Below are 18,630 nucleotides of genomic sequence, written 5' to 3'. Positions count from 1 at the left end.
TTTTGGCATATAAAAAAGCACCGCAATGGGTGCTTATGAATTGCTATTTAAATATTTACGACCATTCGATGTTATATAAGTTGTTCCTAAATCTAACATACCGTCTTGAAAAATTTTAGAACCATCTATCAGCTTGTCTAACTTCATAGTATCTATTAGTTCTTTGAATTCCTCATAAGGTAGCCCGACATCCGTTTCTTGAATGTCATGATTACCTCTGTTGAGTTCTTTTAAAATATATAGCACAGTGCTAGAGAACTTTTTTTCATCCACAACAAAAAACTCCCTTCAAAAATCTATATCGCTCCATTATTTTTTAAGTTTGTCATTATTTCCGGATTGTCGTTCTCAACGCTATAAAAGAATACTTTATCTACGTAATTTTCAATATCCCAATTTTTTATACTCCACTCATTTGTAGTAATTAGTATTATTTTATGTGATTTACATTTTTTTAGGTCGCTCAAGAAATCAGCATATCTTTTGGAATCATCTAGTACAAGTTGCACAGGATGAAATAACGTGAAAGTATTCTCATTACCTCTAGGGTTATTTGCTGTATGTGTTGCATAACTATTTATGTTTACAGTCATCTTTCCTAGTTTATAGTTAGTTGTTGATTTGAGCGCATCCGGTAACAGTCTCTTGTTAAATGCCCTATAAATTTGGAACGCTATGTCTCGCATAGAACTCGTTCTGATAATTCCCTTGTTATATTCTTTATTCAAACAAGAGAGAGACACCTTTAACTTAGCATCGTCATCATAACCTCTTAACAACAATATTCTATTGGTATTATCTCTTAAAAATTCCGTGACTACTGAAATAGCATTTTGTTCATCAGTCATAATATCCCTCCTTTATCTCTATGATTCGCTAAAAGAGGACTATTTTCCTGCTGATTTTACATATTTTATTAAATATCTATAAATTAGACCGCTATGTCTTAAAAGAACACGGTCTATACTAGATAGGTGCTCTATATAAGAGCATTTTCACTACTATGTGTTTACCTTTTTTCACCACTAGCGCCGCCCTTTTCCAAAGACGGCGCTATGGTATTGCTGGTATCCTATGCTATATCCAAGAACGTCTACATCCAGGCCTACCCGCATCTCTTCCACAACCGGGAGAGCCTTTTTCAACTGTTTCATTAACTTCTCTTTCATAAACTGGGTAGTAATGTTCGTTTCTAATAACAGTCCTGTTTACATTAATAACTTCAGTTGGATGGATATGTTTCCTAACTCGTTCTGTAGTTTTTGTTCTTACAACTGTTTTAGTTGGGCAAGTAATAATGTCTTCCTGTCTTCTATTGCGATGATTGTCATTCATAAATATCCCTCCTTTTCGTTTTGATATATCTTATGAAAAAGGAAAGAACTTGTACTAGACAATAAAATTAGATCTTAATATTTATTCAAAAATAGACTTTTTATCTTAATAGACTAATACATTAATATTTATAGTGCTTATCACATCAAGACCTAACGGTCTTTAATATTTACTACATAATATAAAAAGAGCTCTATACAAGAGCCCTTTCATCCTTAATGCGGGATTGTATGACATTCGTATGACAAGAAATTTTTACCTTAATTTTGTTCTTTGCTCGCTCGATGAATTTTTGAACAGATGGCTTTTTGATATTCAACTCGTCCGCGATTTCCTGCATACTCCATCCTTGAGCCATATGCAATAAATAACATTGCCTTTCACGATGGGATAAATCAATTAAAATATTGATCAAATCTTGCCTTTCCGATTCATTCAATGTTTTTTCTTCTGGTTGAATATCCAAACTAGGCAATAAATCCATGTCCAACAGCATACGCCTTTGATATGCTGATCGCTTGTCAATTCCTCGCATGTTTCCAGGACGTCTACCTAGCTTCATCCAATCAATAGAAAACGACATATCATTAATCATGCTATTTATTTGTGACTTATCCTGCTTGTCTAATTCTGAATCACCTAAATTACACTTCATATTATAAAGCGTTTTTCGACCCTGTTCATACTCGTTTAAGAGCCTGTCTGCCCAATTCTCAAGCTGTTTGTTATTCATATTCTTGCCCCCTCCTGCAAAATAAAAAAGACACCAAATGGCAGCAACACGCTGTCATTCAGTGTCCTCCAGATGGCTGGTAGAACAAATTATTTATTTACCTTTTTTAATTCCCTTTTTCTTCTTTTTTCCATTCTCTTTTCGTTTTCTTCGATAGTTAATCTTTTTCTTTTTTTCTTTTTTTGAACAACTTCATAATGTAAGCTTGTAATTAAATCTTCTCCTTTATAGGAATAAGTGTTTGGAATAAAAATCCTAAATTGCTGCTCCCATGATTGGAAATTTATATCATCATAAAAAACTTTTAATAATAATCTAGGTTGTGTCTTATCTTCAAAAAATGAATTAATGAAATAATCATTTAATAGATATATAAAGTAATCAGGTATATATATTTCAGTCTTATCATTGGAATCAATAAGATCCACACTTCTTATAAATGGAGCAATTTGAATTCTTTTTGCCCCTTTTTGACCTTCAAATTCATACCTAATAAATAACTCTGATTTACCATTTTCATCTTTCCTTACTTTCAGACTATGGTTTCCAAAAATTATTTTTCCACCTTCGTTTAGATCTTCTTTATCTAAAAAGTAATCAAGATTTTCAATATAATAGCAGTACCCAATATTAAAGACAGGTGTATTTCCATAATTCCAAATTGGTAATGTTGTATTTGAGAACTTTTTTGGTAATTTTTCATTTACATCCCAATCGGAAAGAATGTAAGTTATATTAGCTTCAATCTCCTTTATACCAGGTACTATTATTGATTCTTTGTCTTTCTTGTTTATCCTTGCCTGAACAAATATAGAAAACCATGAAGCAATTGCTGCTAGCATAGCAATTATTACAGCAACTAATTGCAATATGTCAGAGGGGTTAAGACAATTCCAGAATCCCCCACAGCTTTCTTTGACAATAAGATCGATATTCAAAACTCCTCCCCCTCTTCCCACTTAACACGCTGTTTCATTTTGTCTCAGCTTCCTCCAGTTAGCTGGTAGAACTTATTTTTAAATATTTTTCCACTTCCTCCATCTTATCATCTATTTTATTTTTGAAATTTCCGATCAATTTCTGGCAAGTTTCGAGAGCAGTAATATCAAATCCCTTGATTCCCTCAAAATGTTCCGTATCCTCAATTATTTGTTCAATTGTTCTTACAACTTTTTTTATAATAATGAATTCCATAAAAGAATCATGCAATAAAAATTTATCATCTATAGTATTTATCTCAGACTTTATGCCACCAATATAGTATTTAAGTTCATTTATTTCTTTCTCAGTGACGAGATCTTTGTTAATTATTTCAGTAAAATTCCACAAAAACCTATCTAAGCTAATATGGAAAGGCTTCAAGTGTTTATAAAACTGCTTATACTCTCCCTCTTTAACTGACTTCTTTTGTTGGTATATCTATAGCACCTGTTATAAGTGCCCCCAACAAAGCTCCCATAAAAGATGGGTCCGAAAACAAACCTTCTAGATACCCATTCAAAATTCTTCCCCCTCATCCCACTTCACTCTTTTAACTTTGCCCTGGTGAGTAACAATCTTTGTCTCCCCGTGTGAAGGCAATTCGGCCAATCTAGCCTTCCCTTCACTTACCACGATGGCAAAGTTTCCCTCTAATTCCATTATATCAATATCTAGTCTCATAGTACTAGGGTTTATTTCTAAATCTTTTAATCTCAACCAGGACCCCTCCTATGTTATAATTAAAATGTAGTGGGCAGGAGAAATCCTGTCTTTTTTTCACTCACTATCTATCCTTCATAAACCGTTGATTCAAGTTCCAAATAACATCATGCAACATCCTATTTTCTTCCCAGAGCCTCAATCTTTTTTTGCTGTTTAATAGTCTCGCTGGCATCTTGGAATTCAGTCATTACATACGTAAATATTCCGAGGAATAAAATTGCTAGTAAACCAGCTGCCATGTACCATATACTTTTCAAATTATCCCTCCTGATTTAAATATTTGGCCCGTTTCGGCGGGCCATCTTAATTTAAGCAATAATTGATATTCTTCCATGTTCAATTTGGTCTTTAAGTGAAGCTTCTAAGTACTTTCGAATGTTTTCAATTGCACTAATCTTCCACGCTCCACCGTCTGCCTCAAAGAGCGCACAACGCGGACCATCCTTCATGCGGAACACGAAGTCACTTTCTGGCTGTACCACTTCAACAAAGGTTCTATACGGCGCCAACGCAACTGGGTTAGGCACTTCTACATTTCCCACTGTGGCAACGCCGACTCTAGCGACAACTGCTTGAGATACACCATCATCACTGACCGTTTTAACCTGGTCCTCGGTAATATTACCTACTACCTTCAACATCACGTCGCGATCATCACTATTAACGAAACATGACTGGAGCTTAATGTTGAAATCTTCAGTGTCATACCAACGATCGAAATAAAACTCCGGAATCAATGCTTCAGCTTTTAAGAAATAGTTACGATTCTCATCCGCGTTTAGGGGAGACTTGACTGTAACTGTTGTCGGACTAGCAACATGGATGATTGCAGCATCCCTTTTATCAAAATTCGATTTTAGGTAACCAACAAGACCAGATAGTGTATGCGCTGTAAATGGTGAAGCTACCGGCGCTTCCAGCAAGTGAAGTTGTTTATCTGACCAATCCTGACCGTTCCTTTCGTGAATTTCCGCTTTTCCCATACCAACAATGTACTGCAATGCTTCTTTGATCATTTTTCATTCCTCCATTTCTTAATGTTTTTTATTCGATATTTTGACATCTGGGGATCCAATCGAATTATTTGTATTACATCCCTTATTGAATCTGCTTTTATCACTGTACGATAGATACCCCGCATCGGGGGTATCTCGTACCAAACTTCATACCTCATTGCCGCTGCTCTCGGAAATTAATAACTCTATTCGGATCCTCATCATTCACCTTTTCTCCTGTATCCAGGGCAATATCGCCATCATTATCAAAAAACATCTGACCTTTAACCCCCGACCGGAGCTCTTTTCCAATGACATTTCCGTTGTCATCTGCACCCATTAAAAGTTTTGTATCAGCCTCTTTAGCAGGAAGAAGTTTCGATTTTGCAACAACGGAAGCACTAACAACATCCCTTCTTTCATCACCATATAATTTGACCTGGACAGTCACTGTTCTAGCCTTCTTAGGATCTGTGTTTGGATCCGCAATGTTATCCAGCGCCTTTTGCAATTCCTCGTTAAAACGTGCCGCAAATGCACCATCTGCAAATTCATTTAAATCGACCATGTAATCCATGTAACACCCTCCTGTTTTTATTTTTTAAGCTATTGCAGCTGCTATTAACCTATCGACTACCGATAAGTAGTCTAATGCAACACCATTTTTGGACTCTACCAAATGTGCATAAACCTCTAAATCTCGCAAAGGGATTGATTTTCTCCCACCGTTTTGAGCTTCCTTTAAATATTTCTGAAGCATGTTATTTGGGACTAAGAAAACGTCCCTGGATATCCTCATTTCGACGATGAGGAAGGATACTGCCCCTTGTTTTTCAGCATCCTCCAGGTATTGAATTTGGTGATCAGCGATTATGCTAAACGGTAGCCGCTTTTCTTTTGTTGATTTAGCTTCGAATACGATTGACTTACCTTGATATATTCCGTCATAATCTGTGGTAGATTTCTGATCAAAAATACATATATGCTGGTTACCTCGCGTCTTTCCTATGATTTTCATAGGGGTTGCCCGTTTATTTATAATGGCCCTGCCTTGGTTTATGTAGATCTGGTTAGTGTAGTTCAGGCTATTTTCAAAGGAAATTCCACGTTTTCCGGTATAAATCATTCTTTTAACACCTCCTCCGCCATACGAAGACAACTAGCTGCAGCATCGATCAGTTCCCTGTAAGTAGATTCCATATCCTTATTCTGAAGCGCTTCCGCAACCTCCCCTAACTCCTCCATGATAGTTACGAAACGCATCGAAAGTGGCAGTTTTTCCGGATGCAAATGATCCTGCCTGGCACGTTCTTGATGTATGTCATTGATGATTTTAGTGCGTAAGTCTAAGTTGCTTGTTTGATAGACTGGTAGCTCCATCGTTTTCCTCCTAACTAATTTCAAATAGATTCATTTGACTGTCTTCAAAGTTCATAAGCAACAGTTCCGTCGCATCAGGTCTCATGTACCCATCTTTTGTGGAAATCATTGTTTTTTTAGTTTTGATCTCGAGTCTATTCCATCCAGGATAGAGCTTATCAATCAAATCGTGATCGTAATAAGAGACGATCGCCTTCCCGTTTATGCGATTGAGCAACGCTGCCAGGTAACGATGATCCTTCTCTTGAAACCCACCCTTGTATCTGCTTTCGTTTCCAAAATAGGGAGGATCCACGTAAAATAAAGAATCTTTATCGTCATAGGTTTGAATGACCTTCGAAAAATCATCGCAATCTATGATTACGCCTTTCAACCTTTCAGCAAATGTTACGATTCGCTTGCAAACTTGTTGATAAACGCCTGGAGTATTATGATGGGCACTGTGTTTCCACCCAGACTTATGATTTTGTCCGCCACCGTTAATCGCACAACGATTGACGTAAAAGAACTTCACTGCGCGGTCGAAATCGCACATATCTCCACCATTGCGCCGTTGGTCAAATAATTCATCCTGCCACAATTCGTATAAATACCTGGAATACGGCAATGTGGAGCAGGCATCATATAGTTTGTCCGGATCCTTTCTAAGGACCATTAGGAAATTAACCGCGTCCCCGTTAATATCGTTGTATACCTCTACTTTTGATTTTGGTTTGCTTGCTAACACATGTGCTGCACCGCCAAATGGTTCAACATAGCATTTATGCTCTGGCATGAGGCTTATAATGCTGTCGGCCATGTTAGCTTTTCCACCGAACCATATCAGCGGTGATTTCACTTTCATTCTTCATCATCCTTTAAAAAATAATGTTCACCCAGTTGCTGCCTTATCTTTTCCATGGTCTTTTTGCCGATCCCGGGAACCTTTTCTAGCCCCTCAAATTTAACAGCAAAAAAATTGACTGCTTGTTCAATGCCATGTTTCGTTCCTTTATCAAATCCTAGCCTGTAACCCTCTTCAAACTTTTTCTTTAGTACAGGATTCTTACTCATTCCACCAGCCTCATTTCGATGGGAACTTGATTGTCACGATGCTCAATCAATAGTTTCCTAGCATCAAACCAAGAGCAATGGTGCGAATCCTGGACTGACTTAACGTATTTTGACCAACGTCTTTGCTGTTTTTTAAAATCCCTTGATTTAACACTTTTATTTGATTCAAGTGGTGAAATAACATCCGCCGGGATAACCATTTCTGTTGAATCCAACTCGCTAAATAGACTTAATTGATCCATCAGAACCACCCACTTCCAGGGTCTTCTACTCTAACCTCAACAGCACGTTTAGCTGCTAGTTTGGTAATAAGCTCTCGCTTCGACTTCCCCGCCGTTTCGTAATACCCCAACTGATGCAATTGATCTATGATGTGCTTTACCATGATGTTTTCTTCGGCTTCAAATGCTTTCATGAGGACACATCCTTTTTGTTTTTTAATCGAACTACGACATCAATCCTCTTCTTCGATAATCATTTTTATAGCGTCTCCCAAATCAAATTCTCTTGAACATTGATGACAAAGTATAACGCTATAATCATCACTATTCCAAGCCATTTCCTCGGCTTCTTCTTTATTTTCTGCTTCAAAGTCACCCACGTATTTGGTGGCATCTATTACCGCATAAGCTCTATATTTTGGCATTTATATCGCCCCTTCTTTATGTCGCATTTTTGTTCAAACTTTTATTGAGCCACGATTAACACTTCTACCTTCTTTTTTCTCTAATTGCTCAATTACCATTTGCAAACCAACCCAATAAGCGATAAGACTACGTGGCAATCTTTTTCCGCAATCAGAAATACAACTTGCCGCTTCACCATCAAACCAACCAACGCTTGTGTTTTCGTAGATGGAGAAAACTGCCTTCTCGAAGTGATCCTGCAAGTCCCAATTTTGGGTTGCACCGATAAGCTCTTCGTACAATTCGTTATCCTCTTCACTCAACTGATCAACATGACTTATGTCACACCAATCAAAGATGTACTCCTCTATTTCTTCCTTTGCCAAATAGGGATCAAAATCCCATCGACGACGTTCATGGGCAGATAACTTTCCAGTGAAATAAGACAGATTAAAGTCTTTTATATTTTCTAATGTTGCTGCACAAGTTAATTCATAAGCTGCAGTTCCTAAATCACCAGAAACAAAGACCATATTGTCTGACAAAACGTAATCAATTTGATACATTCTCGATCCCTGCTCCCCCCAGTTGATGCGTTGAAAACCTTTGGAACCTTCAATGAGTTTAATTTCATGATTACTAAACCATTCTTTTCGGATTTCGTTTTTTGCTTGTTTTAAATAATCCATTTTTATTCTCCTTTCGCTGTTGGGTTTTTATCAATTGCTGTTTCCCCGGTACCAGCAATGTATTCCCTGCCGAAAATGCTTTCTCTATGTCGTCTATCACACCTTCTATCCAAAATTCATAGAGTGATAGAAAGACCTCATGCTCATTACGCTTTGTCCATCTAGAAATGTAATAAACGCTCTTCCCATTCCGCCAAAGTCGCAATACCTCTTCCAATTGCCATTCCGGAAACCCAAAATCGATATCTTTATTGTCAAACAACAACTTGCTTTTTTCTCTGGGGAGAATGGGATCTCTGCCATTTAATGTGTTCACCCGTTAACCCCCTTCGATGTAAACTCACGAAGTAATGCTTCGAATTCTTCTCTTTCCTCTTGCGTTTCTGTATGGGCAGCTGGTTCTTGCTTTTTACCTTTCCGCTTGTTAAACCAATCCGGGACAACCTCGTTATCTCCTGCATAACCGGATGCCCTTCTCTGTCGACTATAAAATTTCTCATCCGCTTCTTTTGCCTGTTCGGGGGTCTTTATATTGTTTTTATGCCAATTAACCAATATGCGGTTTATATATCCCCATTTCCGTTTATACTCTTCTTGTTCTAAGGTTTTTTCCATAGCCAAGATCACCATTTCCTCACTGAAATCATCAAGCCAAGAATTTATTTTTTGAATAATAGCCGGAGGAATGATTCGTTCAAAATTCTCCGCATAATACGTGAATGGGTTAGTTAGTGTCTTACTAACTTCTGGATTGCTGTAATTATTATTATCTTTAATGTCTTTAATCTTTAATGTCTTTAATACTGTCTTTAGAGAGTTTGTATACCTTGCGCCCCTTAGGATTAAGGACTGTCGCGGTAAGTGTTTTACTAACTTAAAAGTTAGTAATTTACTAACTTCTTCACTCTTAAAAGTTAGTGTTTTACTAACCTTCGTTTTCTTTGGAGTTAGTGTTTTACTAACCTTTTTGCGGCTTAGATTTTGGTGAATAAGGCTCTTAAATTTATCGCTATCCCAATTTTTGTTTGGTGTAATTTGCCACATTTTGTAATTTTTATTGATAGAGAAAACCATTGTTTTTTCTTCCCAATCCAGTACATTGCATTCACGCAAAAATTTAAGTTCCTTTTTCACATCTGTTTTGTACATACCAGCCAGTTCCAACATGTTAAATTTGTCTATTTTGCAATCCTTTTGACCTGTTCCGTATGATAATCTCCAAATGAAGAGGATTATTTTTTGTTGCCTTTTACTAAAGTCCCGCCTCAATATTTCATCCCATAGTTCATTCGATATCCTGATATAACCTTGTTCCACTTGAGGGTTAGCCACCTTAATCACCTCCAAACTAAGCTACATATACAACCTTTCCGGTTAGTTCCTGTATTTCACGTTTAAATAGTTCCTCATTGCTGTTACTATCGGATAGGTGCAGCAAGTGGATCTCCTTTACCTTTGATAGATCATTAGCTTTAAGAAAATCCCTGACATTTTCCAGACTAAAATGCGATCGAATAAGACGCTTTTTCATGCCCTTATGAACTCTTCCGGAAGCAATGTTTTCGTTAAGGATATCCATGCTGTAATTACATTCAATAAGCAGGTGTGTGAGCCCGGGAAAGCTATATCTGATGTAATAAGTGTCAGTTGCAAATAAAAGCTTTTCTCCGACCTTATTTTGGAGTAGGAAACCCATCGGCTCTGAAACATCGTGCTGAACATCGAAAGGCAAAACGTTCCACGTCCCTATTTCAAATTTCTTTTTAGCTTGTACTGTTTTTATTCTATGGTGTAGGTATCCTGTTGCTTCTGCGGTACCTGTTGACATATAGCAATTGATTCCTGCCCTTGTAACGCCTTTTAAGCCTGCACAGTGGTCCTTATGCTCATGGGTTACTAACACACCGGCTATGTTGCTAGTCTTAAAATCTAGTGCTTTTCTGATTAATTTGAACGGTATTCCGCACTCCAGGAGCAAAGGGGTGCTGCCATCTGTAATGTGATAGCAGTTCCCTTTGGATCCGGATGCAAGTGTTTTAATGCTAATCATTAGAATGGAGCCTCAACTTGCTGTGTTTCTTTCTTTTCCATATCCTCAATAACTTGATTCACATCGGGTTGATCCCCTTTTTTGTTGTCATCTACATCAGGTTGCTGTTCGGACGTATCTTCTTGGACTTCACTATATTCAGCATCCTCAATCTCACCAGTTTCTTGGTCTACCTTTCGTTCCGGTTGGTCAAAGTCAAGCACTTCACTGTTAGCGTTATCGTTAATCTCTTTACGGGCCTGACGTTGTGTTTCGTCCGTAGCCTCGTCATAATTTGTACTGACAAAAGCATTACCAAAATCCTTAGGAATCTTTTTCACGATATTGTTTCGCATTTTACGGATGATCATCGATTCGCGACTTTGTGGATCTCGCCACGCTGGACTGATATACGTATGCAGTTCTGAGTCATCCAGCGACTTCATAAGACCCTGTGACTTGACCTTATTCAATATCTCCTGCTTCTTGGCAGCAATTTTTTTCTTTTGGTCAGGAGTGGCATTATACCGATCTTTTGCAATACCAAATGTCTCATTCATAAGATTGTTATTAATATGGGCAATAAGATTTTTTACAACATCTTCACGCTCGGCGATATGAAAATCTATTGTTCCATCTTTCTTTTTGATTGGATAAACAACCCTGATAACTTCACCTTTTCCAGTTGGTTGCCACGTTGGCGGTGTCATTTCCAGTCCGTTAAAGCCGGGATAGGTAAAACCGTCTTCTTCGCGAACTAACCAATGTTGCATGACCTGGTCCACATTGCGCCCGAATCGGGAGAGAATGGCGTCGTTGCCATCCCCTTCTATGCCCATTTCAATCTGCTTTTTCCATTCATCCTTACCGTTAACCTTCCGCTTCACATTCCGGACTTGGAAATATACTTCATTTGGACTAGCTGCAGCATTCAATTTTAGTGATGCAATCTGCAGTAAGTTTTGTGTGATATTACTCTGATCTAGTTGAGGATGATTCCAGGTGATACCTTGTTTATCCAACGCGTCGTTTATCGATGTGATAGCTGACAATACGCATCGTTTTGAGTACTCGTCCATTTCAAGTCCGTTATTAACTAATTGGCGTTCAATCATTGGAAAATAAGTGTTGTTCACCTTAGTTAGCATTGTTGAAAATTCTTGTTTTTCTGCCACTTGATTTTGATTACTCATATAATCTGACCTCCTATTGTTTTCGTTTTATTAATGATGGAGTCGATAATGTCCTTTCTTCACTCCATCCTCTTTTCAATCTCGCATGAAGAGTGGAATACTCAATTCCTGTTTCCTCGCTCCACTCTTTCAATGTTTTAATTTCTCTCGCATAGGTTAAATATGGTGTATTGGTGCGGTTTTTAGCTTGATCAGATAACGGAATCCACTTACAATTTGATGAATTATAATCTCCGTTGACATCTTTTCTTTCAAGAGTTAGATCGTCTTTATAACCGCTAGATTTGGCCCATTCATAAAAACCATTAAATTCAATCCACTGTTCACATATCCTAATACCCCTACCTCCATATTTGGGAAAGGCCTTGTCCTTCTTGTTTAAACATCTAGTTTTCATACCGGACCAGATTCTGTATAATCTGGTCCCTTTTTGGCCATGTGTGATATTTTGATGATTATCTTTTTTTAAGCACCCGCAACTTCTTACTTGGCCACCGAATAAATTACCTTTCATTACAACTTTTTCATTTCCGCAATCACATTTACAAAGGTAGTGCTGTCTCCCATGTTTTCTGTCTACTTCCCTTAGAACAGTTAGCTTTCCAAACCGTTCACCAATTTCAAGAGCTCTTTGCATATTCTTTTGTGGCCTCCACCCTTAGTTTTTTATCTCTTTCTGAAACATATAGAGTAATAATTTGGCTTTCGAATTCAGGTAAGTTGGTAACAGATTCTGCGTTGTCGATAAATATAGGAGCCGATATTCCATAATGATCTGAAAGTGTTTGTATAATATCGAGACCTACTAATATCCTTGCCGCATTATTCAACCCACTACTGTACGGGACCCCGTTATAAGTTGTGTCGCATATTTCTTCCAGGCCGCCATTGATGTTTTCTTTGAAAAGATTGAACCTAGCAAATTTAAATTTGCTGTTAATCTTATCTTCAAGAAGGTTAACCTTCGTTCGAATGAATTCTTCCGCCAGATATAGTTCATGCTCCAGCTGATCGAATTCGGCGGCAAGGTCTTTTTCTTGTTGTTCAAGTTCAATGATACGTTTTTGTGATTGTTCAGACTGCGCCAGTTTACTTAGATCAATGTTTAATGCGCTCTGCCGACCCATTAATTCGTTTATTTCCGATTGGACAATCTGTATCGATGTTTCGACTGATTGTTGCATCTCATAAATCTTTTGTTCTAAGGCTTGTCTATCCTGCACAAGCTTTTGATACAAAGGATTTTCATCAATTGGTTTAACGCTGGATTCAGATTCATTAATCTTGGAATGGATCTTCACAACCTGGGCTTGCTTTTCGTCAATCTGTGATTTGAGCTTTTGAATTTCAAAGTCAATTTTTTCGTTTTCGGCTTGTGTTTTTTCAACGTTTGCCTTTGCTTCAAGACCTTTATTCTTGTATCTTTCAAGTTCGTTGGACTTATCAGCGTTAAATTGTATCAATGCTTTGTCTCGTGCTTGCTCTAGCTGTTCTTGCGGTAATTCTTGTCCGCATGTTGGACAGTTGCAATCTGCTTCATGGGTAAATTCCCTGCTGTTAATCTCCTGCCAATACGATCTCCATCTATCCATTTTTTCTGTTAGATCGGCAATGTACTCTTTATTCATCTGATATTGCTGATCTTTACTTTTAATCTTGGACTGCAAAATGTTAATATTCGACTGCTCTTCTTGGAGCCTAGCCTTCAACCCATACAGTTCTTGCTGCCCCTGTTGTGCATGCTCATTTTTGGCATTGGCAATTTGTAGATCAATATCGCTAATTTGCTTGCGGATATTGTTTACTTCACTACCATTCCGAATATCGCTTATTTGCCCTTGTTTAGCTTCAATTTGGTTGTTTAACTCAGTTAACTGGGATTCAATTCCGGCTTTATCAAGTCCGTTTACATCCGGCAAATTACGATTTATTTCATCAATCCGGATCGGAATCCGATCAAGTTCCTGATTAATTTCTTTCCGTTTAGCAGCGATCACCTTTTTATGGTCTTCAATACTCCGACCGCTTAGTACATCCGCTAATTTGGATAAACCCGCATTAGAATTGATAACATCCTGATCAGTGACATCCTCGGCAATTTCAAGCAATAGATCACGGCGTTTTTTCCAATGCAGCTGCTCGTTGAAATATCCCGGACTGGTTAATAATTTGAAGATATCCTCATCCACTAATGAAGCGACCTTGTCTGTATATTCCTTTTTCTTACTAGGGACACCGTTGATGTAATAGTCTGTTGTATGCCCTGTAAAATCGGCTGTTACAGATCCGCGTTTCTTGGTCCACTTCTCGCTAAATACTTTTTTAAGAGTTAGTTCTTGTTCATCAACCAAGAAGGTTGCTTCAACCTCGTGATTTAATTTGTGCTGAACCTTACCAGCTACTAAAGTTTTAATTCCGAATTCCTTTTGATTCTGTGAATCTTTGTCAAAAAGTAAGTAAACAAATGCATCAAACAAGGTAGTTTTCCCGGTAGCATTATCACCATAAATACGGACATTCCCACCACTTGCATTTAATTCAAAATGTTTAATTCCCTTAAAATTGGTTAATACTAGATTCAGCAGTTTAATTTGCTTCATTACAATTTTCCCCTTTCTTGAAATTTCCGGGACAAACGCCTATAATAGGCGTAAGTTGATATTTAAATGTCCCGAATGACCAGTTCTCAGCTGGTCATTTTTTTGTGACTTTTGCTTTCAAAAAGATGTTCATACTCTAACTGATTAGCAAACGTGTGATAGAGCATACCGTTCATCCGGAAACTGATGCGATATCCCTCACCGGTAAATTGTGTTGTGGTGTCCAACTGATAGTTTTCAACAATTGATAAGAATACCTGATGATCTAGCACCATTTCCTGGCTCCACATCAACTGAATACCGGCATTGTTTGCTTGATGTAATGCCCTGGTGTGCTTCTTCAATTCTTGCAAATTCAACGTAGTAACCTCCCTTCTGGGTTGTTAGTCCACCCTTAGCGAACAGGAACAGCAAAAATCTATCAGGGGGATGGGCAGCTGCTCCTATTCACTAAGCAGGGACCAACAAGTCCTTGCTTTACCACCAAGTAAGGTGGTAAAATGGATTTAATCATTTAACACTTTTATATACTTTTTTGCTCATCGTTGGCGCGGTGAGTTTTTTTGTTCAAAAATTCTTTCTTTCTTTCGATTGATTCGATAAGTTCCTTCTCGTGAGCGTAGAAACCATCCCATAGAACAACTTCCAACTTATCTTCCTTAGTCTTAATAGACGCACGCTCGTCCAATGTTTTATGCTGATGTAATTTCTTCCGTAACCTATCCAATTCCTCATATAACTCTAAATTTCTTTCCAATTTTTCAATCATGTAATTTGGAATTTTCATTCTTGCTAACCTCCTAACTATTGATTAATGCAAAATATAGAAACACTAAGGTCATTCCAAATAAGATTCGATAGGCCTACTTCGACTCACGAATTTTTTCGATCATCAAGGAAAATCCTCCTAATCACTTCGATATGAACACCAGCTGCATTCAATTGATTTACCATGCTTTCCCCTCCTGTTATAAACTCCATAATGCGTATTCCAGAAACCCGATTACCGCCACAGCACAAACATAAATTTTGATGGTGTGCCCTCTTTCAGTCATAGCCGCGACCTCAATTTTTTGAGCAATTCCTCTTGTTGTTGTCGTGCTTCGATTTGTTTAAGCATCATCCATGCTTGATCGTGCAGTTCCTTACTGTCTTTCATGCGTTGCAGTTCCCATAGTGACCGCGCAATATTTTCGTGATAGACAGCTGCACTTCCAAATTCAGTGTTTAAAAAATGGACAATACCTTGGTCTAAGCAGTAGCCATAGCAATCTAGTTCCTTGTCTGACTGCTCTTTGTCTTGCTTTAAAAAAAGCATGTTAATCCTCCTATCCATACGGTTCCTAAACCCACTAATGATGCAATGTTTTGTAATATACTCATGCCGTCCATTCCACAAATGAAGGCTACTAGAACCTCTGATGTTTGTGTGTTCACTGCCCATGCTTGGAATAGTGACATGGATGGTTCCTTTGTGCCGTTCTCATACTTTGATACGTCTGATTGATTGATGAATAATTTATGTGCTAATTCCTCCTGACTTAATCCAGATCGAGTCCGGCACGCTTTTAATATCGCGCCGTATTTCACGTTTTCACCCCCCTTTTTATTCCAAATTGGAATTTTAATAGAGTGTTGACTGTTGTATTATTGAATTACCGCCCCCCTCAGTTGGCAGATTGCTAGATTATTTTTAAACCTTGTCTAAACTCAATCTCGTCTGCATTTTGGTTCGTAGCACTAAGCCAATTAAAAAAGTCTTTAGTGATAACTCTCGGGTGACCTAGTTCCCTGGTCACCGGGAAGTCCGACCGATGGAATAGTTCGTTACACTTATTGGCGCTGATATCAACTAGTTCCATGAACTGTTTCCGGGTTAGCAATGGCGGTAATTCTTTTTGATGCAACTCCTGAATTAGTACCGGGATTAACTGGTTTTTGATTTCGGTAACTAATGATTGGATTTCATCGTCGCCGAATGTGATGGTTGCCAATTAGATCACCTCATTAAATGTTTGTTGATTATTAGATTCGTCGATCTCTATTTTTAAACTGGTAGATGGTTGCCACATACCGATAAAATGTAATCCGTCTTCAAACTTTTTCTTTGGTAAATCACCATAACGGGGGATTTCAAAGTGATTTTTAAAATCTCTCCAAAAAGCTGAGAATACTTTGAATGCCATGTTTTTATATGCGGGTGATGACTTACCACCCAAAGCTTCCATAACAACTCGTTTGCCTTTCATATTCAGAGTGTGTTCTTGAGCACCATCTATACGCATGGTTTCTTCTAAATTGGTGATTCGTTCATTGTGTTGTTCAAGCGTTTCGGTTGCTTCAATAGATAGTTTCATAGACGCAACAAGCTGCTCTTTTTCTGTTAACGCTCTAGGTTTTTTTAGTTCCTGTTCCATTTTGTTAAATGCATTCATGTATTGTAGTTTGAAATCCATTGCCTGTTTACCAGTGAATCCCATGACCAAAAGCGTGAATCCGTCACGATTCATAAGATATTGTCTGTACTCTTGTTTGTTTTGTTCGTGGATATAAGTTGTTTCTAAAAACATTTGTTGGGTATCCCCATTTTTGGGTAACCACTTTACAATTTCGTCAATATCCCTAGTTACGTGGTCGTGTCGTTTTTCAAAGTCTCTAGCTACATTTCTTGAACTTGTTACGATTTGGTTATTGTTCTTGAAAACTAATTGATTCATTGATTTTCCTCCTAATGAAGTTTTTCAAGCTTTTCGCAAATTTCATGCTGCCAATCAACGTCATCTATCATGCTGGCCGCAAGAGATAAATTTTTTAGCTTTGCTTTTTGCCATTCTAGCTTTTCAAGGTGCTTTAAAGATTCGTTAAATTCTCGTGTTTCGGACAACGTTAATCTTCGGTGTTTTTTCAAGATGCTTAACTCAATAAAACGTTCCGCAACAACGTTCACGTGATTCACCTCCTAAGTGACGCTTATTGATTTGTTAACTTCGCGAATCGAGTAGCGACTAGGCAAAAAAATATTTTCAACATCAACATTGTAAATCGATGCTATTTCTGCGGCTCTTTCTGAACTAACTTGACGCTTTCCATTTTCTATTTGGGATAAATAACCGGCTGGAATACCTAGTTTTTTTGCTGATTCCTCCAAACTCATCCCTGCTGATAACCTTGCTTGTTTCGGTAAACTCATTTATTAAACACTCCTTTCAACTATGCAATATGTGATGTTAATATATATAATACAACGCAATTCGCAAAGTGTCAACGCATTTTGCAAAGTTTTTTTAAAAAGATTGATATTCGCATTTTGCAAAGTATAATTATATGTATAGGCAGGTGAGATTATATGTTCGGGGAACGGTTAAGGGAATTAAGAAAAGAAAAGAAATTGACTATGAAAGAGTTAGGCAAAATATTTAGCCTTGCGGAATCGACTATTTCAGGGTATGAATCAGGGACAAGAAAACCAGATATTGATCAAGTTAAAAAGTTTGCTGATTACTTTGATGTACAAACTGATTACTTACTGGGCCGTTCCAACAATAAAAAAGGGGGCGCTCCCTACACTACTCCATTAACAGAAAAAGATGAAAAAGACATCGCAAAGCGCATGGAAAAAATGAGGAAGGATTTAATGGAAGGAAATTCAGATGGGGACGGGCTTAACTTTATGGGGGAACCAATGAGCGAGGAAGCTGTTGAATCTCTTTTAGAAGCACTTGAACACGCGGAACGTATTGCAACTCTAACCAATAAAAAATATACCCCTAAAAAATATAGAGATAAGGAATAATACTAAGGGGGGGTCAATTTAATGTGGATTAAGAACATTGTTGATAATCTAGTCAAAAAATATGGAACCAACGATCCGTTTGAAATTGCTTCCGCTAAAAATATTTATGTACTTGAACATAACCTCCACGAAGAAATATACGGTTTTTATAAATATATACGAAGGAATAAATTCATTTACATAAATTCGAATTTATACCAAGAAGAAAAACGCTTCACTTGTGCACATGAATTAGGGCATTCAGAGATACATCCAAGGGTAAGCACCCCTTTTTTAAAAAGAAATACACTATTTTCTGTGGATAAAATAGAAGTTGAAGCAAATCGTTTTGCGGTTGAATTGTTAATGCCGGATGATACACTTTATAAATTAAGCGATACCAAAATGACTATTAACGATGCAGCCAGTCTTTATGGAGTTCCTGACGAAGTTTTAGATCTAAAGAAATTCAAATATTAGTGATCACACAATCTACCATGATTGTTTTATTTATAGATAAC

General features: G+C 37.6%; 34 protein-coding genes. 2 read left to right on the top strand and 32 right to left on the bottom strand.

The annotated features are described in order from the left end of the window. Positions 1 to 33: 33 nt before the first annotated feature. The 32 genes from IEX12_RS09505 to IEX12_RS09350 all read right to left on the bottom strand — a co-directional run bounded on the left by IEX12_RS09505 (position 34) and on the right by IEX12_RS09350 (position 17,527). Positions 34 to 273 carry a YjcQ family protein gene (locus tag IEX12_RS09505; RefSeq protein ID WP_188725018.1) on the bottom strand — a complete coding sequence of 80 codons (240 nt, stop codon included), beginning with the start codon at positions 271 to 273 and terminating at the stop codon, positions 34 to 36. A 23-nt stretch (positions 274 to 296) separates the two neighbouring features. Next, positions 297 to 848, bottom strand: a complete 552-nt coding sequence (locus tag IEX12_RS09500; RefSeq protein WP_188725017.1) for a hypothetical protein — start codon at positions 846 to 848, stop codon at positions 297 to 299. 229 nt (positions 849 to 1,077) lie between these two features. Beyond that, on the bottom strand, positions 1,078 to 1,335 hold the full coding sequence (locus IEX12_RS09495) for a CotD family spore coat protein (protein WP_188725016.1): 258 nt from the start codon (positions 1,333 to 1,335) through the stop codon (positions 1,078 to 1,080). Positions 1,336 to 1,528: 193 nt separating this feature from the next. Further along, a complete protein-coding gene (locus IEX12_RS09490) occupies positions 1,529 to 2,068 on the bottom strand; it encodes a sigma-70 family RNA polymerase sigma factor (RefSeq protein WP_188725015.1) in 540 nt (179 codons plus the stop codon). 89 nt (positions 2,069 to 2,157) lie between these two features. Next, positions 2,158 to 3,006, bottom strand: coding sequence for a hypothetical protein (locus IEX12_RS09485; RefSeq protein WP_188725014.1), 849 nt, complete (start codon positions 3,004 to 3,006; stop codon positions 2,158 to 2,160). A gap of 58 nt (positions 3,007 to 3,064) precedes the next feature. Continuing rightward, complete coding sequence (locus IEX12_RS09480) at positions 3,065 to 3,430, bottom strand: hypothetical protein (RefSeq protein WP_188725013.1); 366 nt, start codon at positions 3,428 to 3,430, stop codon at positions 3,065 to 3,067. A gap of 135 nt (positions 3,431 to 3,565) precedes the next feature. After that, entirely contained in the window at positions 3,566 to 3,766 is a 201-nt protein-coding gene (locus IEX12_RS09475) for an XtrA/YqaO family protein (protein WP_188725012.1), read from the bottom strand. 122 nt (positions 3,767 to 3,888) lie between these two features. Further along, entirely contained in the window at positions 3,889 to 4,029 is a 141-nt protein-coding gene (locus tag IEX12_RS09470) for a hypothetical protein (protein WP_188725011.1), read from the bottom strand. A gap of 51 nt (positions 4,030 to 4,080) precedes the next feature. Beyond that, positions 4,081 to 4,788, bottom strand: a complete 708-nt coding sequence (locus tag IEX12_RS09465; RefSeq protein WP_188725010.1) for a hypothetical protein — start codon at positions 4,786 to 4,788, stop codon at positions 4,081 to 4,083. A 154-nt stretch (positions 4,789 to 4,942) separates the two neighbouring features. After that, positions 4,943 to 5,344, bottom strand: a complete 402-nt coding sequence (locus tag IEX12_RS09460; protein ID WP_286171054.1) for a replication terminator protein — start codon at positions 5,342 to 5,344, stop codon at positions 4,943 to 4,945. A gap of 24 nt (positions 5,345 to 5,368) precedes the next feature. Further along, entirely contained in the window at positions 5,369 to 5,893 is a 525-nt protein-coding gene (locus IEX12_RS09455; protein WP_188725009.1) for a Holliday junction resolvase RecU, read from the bottom strand. After that, the gene (locus IEX12_RS09450; RefSeq protein ID WP_188725008.1) at positions 5,890 to 6,147 is read right to left on the bottom strand and encodes a nucleoside triphosphate pyrophosphohydrolase family protein; all 258 of its coding nucleotides are present in this window, start codon (positions 6,145 to 6,147) and stop codon (positions 5,890 to 5,892) included. The genes IEX12_RS09455 and IEX12_RS09450 overlap by 4 nt, the downstream gene beginning before the upstream one ends. Positions 6,148 to 6,157: 10 nt before the next feature. Next, entirely contained in the window at positions 6,158 to 6,991 is an 834-nt protein-coding gene (locus IEX12_RS09445; RefSeq protein WP_188725007.1) for a DNA adenine methylase, read from the bottom strand. Beyond that, positions 6,988 to 7,200, bottom strand: coding sequence for a helix-hairpin-helix domain-containing protein (locus tag IEX12_RS09440; RefSeq protein WP_188725006.1), 213 nt, complete (start codon positions 7,198 to 7,200; stop codon positions 6,988 to 6,990). The genes IEX12_RS09445 and IEX12_RS09440 overlap by 4 nt, the downstream gene beginning before the upstream one ends. Further along, entirely contained in the window at positions 7,197 to 7,442 is a 246-nt protein-coding gene (locus tag IEX12_RS09435; protein ID WP_188725005.1) for a hypothetical protein, read from the bottom strand. Before IEX12_RS09435 ends, IEX12_RS09440 begins: the two co-directional genes overlap by 4 nt. Next, on the bottom strand, positions 7,442 to 7,615 hold the full coding sequence (locus tag IEX12_RS09430; RefSeq protein WP_188725004.1) for a hypothetical protein: 174 nt from the start codon (positions 7,613 to 7,615) through the stop codon (positions 7,442 to 7,444). The genes IEX12_RS09435 and IEX12_RS09430 overlap by 1 nt, the downstream gene beginning before the upstream one ends. A gap of 39 nt (positions 7,616 to 7,654) precedes the next feature. Beyond that, a complete protein-coding gene (locus IEX12_RS09425) occupies positions 7,655 to 7,846 on the bottom strand; it encodes a hypothetical protein (protein WP_188725003.1) in 192 nt (63 codons plus the stop codon). Between the two features lie 33 nt (positions 7,847 to 7,879). Continuing rightward, on the bottom strand, positions 7,880 to 8,515 hold the full coding sequence (locus IEX12_RS09420; RefSeq protein ID WP_188725002.1) for a hypothetical protein: 636 nt from the start codon (positions 8,513 to 8,515) through the stop codon (positions 7,880 to 7,882). Beyond that, entirely contained in the window at positions 8,466 to 8,831 is a 366-nt protein-coding gene (locus IEX12_RS09415; RefSeq protein WP_188725001.1) for a hypothetical protein, read from the bottom strand. The genes IEX12_RS09420 and IEX12_RS09415 overlap by 50 nt, the downstream gene beginning before the upstream one ends. Then, the gene (locus IEX12_RS09410; RefSeq protein WP_188725000.1) at positions 8,828 to 9,847 is read right to left on the bottom strand and encodes a replication protein; all 1,020 of its coding nucleotides are present in this window, start codon (positions 9,845 to 9,847) and stop codon (positions 8,828 to 8,830) included. Before IEX12_RS09410 ends, IEX12_RS09415 begins: the two co-directional genes overlap by 4 nt. 16 nt (positions 9,848 to 9,863) lie before the next feature. Continuing rightward, entirely contained in the window at positions 9,864 to 10,565 is a 702-nt protein-coding gene (locus IEX12_RS09405) for an MBL fold metallo-hydrolase (protein ID WP_188724999.1), read from the bottom strand. Then, positions 10,565 to 11,737, bottom strand: coding sequence for a hypothetical protein (locus IEX12_RS09400; RefSeq protein ID WP_188724998.1), 1,173 nt, complete (start codon positions 11,735 to 11,737; stop codon positions 10,565 to 10,567). The genes IEX12_RS09405 and IEX12_RS09400 overlap by 1 nt, the downstream gene beginning before the upstream one ends. A gap of 13 nt (positions 11,738 to 11,750) precedes the next feature. Then, complete coding sequence (locus IEX12_RS09395) at positions 11,751 to 12,374, bottom strand: hypothetical protein (protein WP_188724997.1); 624 nt, start codon at positions 12,372 to 12,374, stop codon at positions 11,751 to 11,753. Beyond that, positions 12,358 to 14,337, bottom strand: coding sequence for an AAA family ATPase (locus IEX12_RS09390; RefSeq protein WP_188724996.1), 1,980 nt, complete (start codon positions 14,335 to 14,337; stop codon positions 12,358 to 12,360). The genes IEX12_RS09395 and IEX12_RS09390 overlap by 17 nt, the downstream gene beginning before the upstream one ends. Positions 14,338 to 14,423: 86 nt before the next feature. Next, positions 14,424 to 14,696 carry a hypothetical protein gene (locus IEX12_RS09385; RefSeq protein ID WP_155554552.1) on the bottom strand — a complete coding sequence of 91 codons (273 nt, stop codon included), beginning with the start codon at positions 14,694 to 14,696 and terminating at the stop codon, positions 14,424 to 14,426. A 164-nt stretch (positions 14,697 to 14,860) separates the two neighbouring features. Beyond that, a complete protein-coding gene (locus IEX12_RS09380; RefSeq protein WP_155554551.1) occupies positions 14,861 to 15,124 on the bottom strand; it encodes a hypothetical protein in 264 nt (87 codons plus the stop codon). A gap of 264 nt (positions 15,125 to 15,388) precedes the next feature. Further along, a complete protein-coding gene (locus IEX12_RS09375) occupies positions 15,389 to 15,655 on the bottom strand; it encodes a hypothetical protein (RefSeq protein WP_155554550.1) in 267 nt (88 codons plus the stop codon). After that, positions 15,643 to 15,927 (bottom strand): helix-turn-helix domain-containing protein, encoded by a 285-nt coding sequence (locus tag IEX12_RS09370; RefSeq protein WP_155554549.1) that lies wholly within the window; start codon positions 15,925 to 15,927, stop codon positions 15,643 to 15,645. Before IEX12_RS09370 ends, IEX12_RS09375 begins: the two co-directional genes overlap by 13 nt. Before the next feature lie 92 nt (positions 15,928 to 16,019). Further along, entirely contained in the window at positions 16,020 to 16,331 is a 312-nt protein-coding gene (locus tag IEX12_RS09365) for a hypothetical protein (protein ID WP_155554548.1), read from the bottom strand. Beyond that, positions 16,332 to 17,054 (bottom strand): Rha family transcriptional regulator, encoded by a 723-nt coding sequence (locus IEX12_RS09360; protein WP_188724995.1) that lies wholly within the window; start codon positions 17,052 to 17,054, stop codon positions 16,332 to 16,334. Positions 17,055 to 17,065: 11 nt separating this feature from the next. Beyond that, positions 17,066 to 17,284, bottom strand: coding sequence for a DUF7667 family protein (locus IEX12_RS09355; RefSeq protein ID WP_188724994.1), 219 nt, complete (start codon positions 17,282 to 17,284; stop codon positions 17,066 to 17,068). A 12-nt stretch (positions 17,285 to 17,296) separates the two neighbouring features. Beyond that, on the bottom strand, positions 17,297 to 17,527 hold the full coding sequence (locus IEX12_RS09350) for a helix-turn-helix domain-containing protein (protein ID WP_188724993.1): 231 nt from the start codon (positions 17,525 to 17,527) through the stop codon (positions 17,297 to 17,299). Between the two features lie 156 nt (positions 17,528 to 17,683). Between IEX12_RS09350 and IEX12_RS09345 the strand changes: the two genes are divergently transcribed. Both IEX12_RS09345 and IEX12_RS09340 read left to right on the top strand, forming a co-directional pair. Then, positions 17,684 to 18,130 (top strand): helix-turn-helix domain-containing protein, encoded by a 447-nt coding sequence (locus tag IEX12_RS09345; protein ID WP_188724992.1) that lies wholly within the window; start codon positions 17,684 to 17,686, stop codon positions 18,128 to 18,130. Positions 18,131 to 18,151: 21 nt separating this feature from the next. Continuing rightward, the gene (locus IEX12_RS09340; RefSeq protein ID WP_188724991.1) at positions 18,152 to 18,589 is read left to right on the top strand and encodes an ImmA/IrrE family metallo-endopeptidase; all 438 of its coding nucleotides are present in this window, start codon (positions 18,152 to 18,154) and stop codon (positions 18,587 to 18,589) included. Positions 18,590 to 18,630: the final 41 nt, after the last annotated feature.

The sequence above is a fragment of the Lentibacillus populi genome (genome assembly GCA_014642895.1).
Lineage (GTDB): Bacteria > Bacillota > Bacilli > Bacillales > Amphibacillaceae > Lentibacillus_C > Lentibacillus_C populi.
This window is presented reverse-complemented; position numbering and strand designations above follow the sequence as displayed.

Excerpts from the sequence above, each read along its gene's own strand:
- IEX12_RS09500 (WP_188725017.1), bottom strand. The coding sequence starts at position 848 with ATGACTGATGAACAAAATGCTATTTCAGTAGTCACGGAATTTTTAAGA.
- IEX12_RS09495 (WP_188725016.1), bottom strand. The coding sequence starts at position 1,335 with ATGAATGACAATCATCGCAATAGAAGACAGGAAGACATTATTACTTGC.
- IEX12_RS09490 (WP_188725015.1), bottom strand. The coding sequence starts at position 2,068 with ATGAATAACAAACAGCTTGAGAATTGGGCAGACAGGCTCTTAAACGAG.
- IEX12_RS09465 (WP_188725010.1), bottom strand. The coding sequence starts at position 4,788 with ATGATCAAAGAAGCATTGCAGTACATTGTTGGTATGGGAAAAGCGGAA.
- IEX12_RS09460 (WP_286171054.1), bottom strand. The coding sequence starts at position 5,344 with ATGGATTACATGGTCGATTTAAATGAATTTGCAGATGGTGCATTTGCG.
- IEX12_RS09455 (WP_188725009.1), bottom strand. The coding sequence starts at position 5,893 with ATGATTTATACCGGAAAACGTGGAATTTCCTTTGAAAATAGCCTGAAC.
- IEX12_RS09450 (WP_188725008.1), bottom strand. The coding sequence starts at position 6,147 with ATGGAGCTACCAGTCTATCAAACAAGCAACTTAGACTTACGCACTAAA.
- IEX12_RS09445 (WP_188725007.1), bottom strand. The coding sequence starts at position 6,991 with ATGAAAGTGAAATCACCGCTGATATGGTTCGGTGGAAAAGCTAACATG.
- IEX12_RS09440 (WP_188725006.1), bottom strand. The coding sequence starts at position 7,200 with ATGAGTAAGAATCCTGTACTAAAGAAAAAGTTTGAAGAGGGTTACAGG.
- IEX12_RS09435 (WP_188725005.1), bottom strand. The coding sequence starts at position 7,442 with ATGGATCAATTAAGTCTATTTAGCGAGTTGGATTCAACAGAAATGGTT.
- IEX12_RS09430 (WP_188725004.1), bottom strand. The coding sequence starts at position 7,615 with ATGAAAGCATTTGAAGCCGAAGAAAACATCATGGTAAAGCACATCATA.
- IEX12_RS09425 (WP_188725003.1), bottom strand. The coding sequence starts at position 7,846 with ATGCCAAAATATAGAGCTTATGCGGTAATAGATGCCACCAAATACGTG.
- IEX12_RS09420 (WP_188725002.1), bottom strand. The coding sequence starts at position 8,515 with ATGGATTATTTAAAACAAGCAAAAAACGAAATCCGAAAAGAATGGTTT.
- IEX12_RS09405 (WP_188724999.1), bottom strand. The coding sequence starts at position 10,565 with ATGATTAGCATTAAAACACTTGCATCCGGATCCAAAGGGAACTGCTAT.
- IEX12_RS09400 (WP_188724998.1), bottom strand. The coding sequence starts at position 11,737 with ATGAGTAATCAAAATCAAGTGGCAGAAAAACAAGAATTTTCAACAATG.
- IEX12_RS09395 (WP_188724997.1), bottom strand. The coding sequence starts at position 12,374 with ATGCAAAGAGCTCTTGAAATTGGTGAACGGTTTGGAAAGCTAACTGTT.
- IEX12_RS09390 (WP_188724996.1), bottom strand. The coding sequence starts at position 14,337 with ATGAAGCAAATTAAACTGCTGAATCTAGTATTAACCAATTTTAAGGGA.
- IEX12_RS09380 (WP_155554551.1), bottom strand. The coding sequence starts at position 15,124 with ATGAAAATTCCAAATTACATGATTGAAAAATTGGAAAGAAATTTAGAG.
- IEX12_RS09375 (WP_155554550.1), bottom strand. The coding sequence starts at position 15,655 with ATGCTTTTTTTAAAGCAAGACAAAGAGCAGTCAGACAAGGAACTAGAT.
- IEX12_RS09360 (WP_188724995.1), bottom strand. The coding sequence starts at position 17,054 with ATGAATCAATTAGTTTTCAAGAACAATAACCAAATCGTAACAAGTTCA.
- IEX12_RS09350 (WP_188724993.1), bottom strand. The coding sequence starts at position 17,527 with ATGAGTTTACCGAAACAAGCAAGGTTATCAGCAGGGATGAGTTTGGAG.
- IEX12_RS09345 (WP_188724992.1), top strand. The coding sequence starts at position 17,684 with ATGTTCGGGGAACGGTTAAGGGAATTAAGAAAAGAAAAGAAATTGACT.
- IEX12_RS09340 (WP_188724991.1), top strand. The coding sequence starts at position 18,152 with ATGTGGATTAAGAACATTGTTGATAATCTAGTCAAAAAATATGGAACC.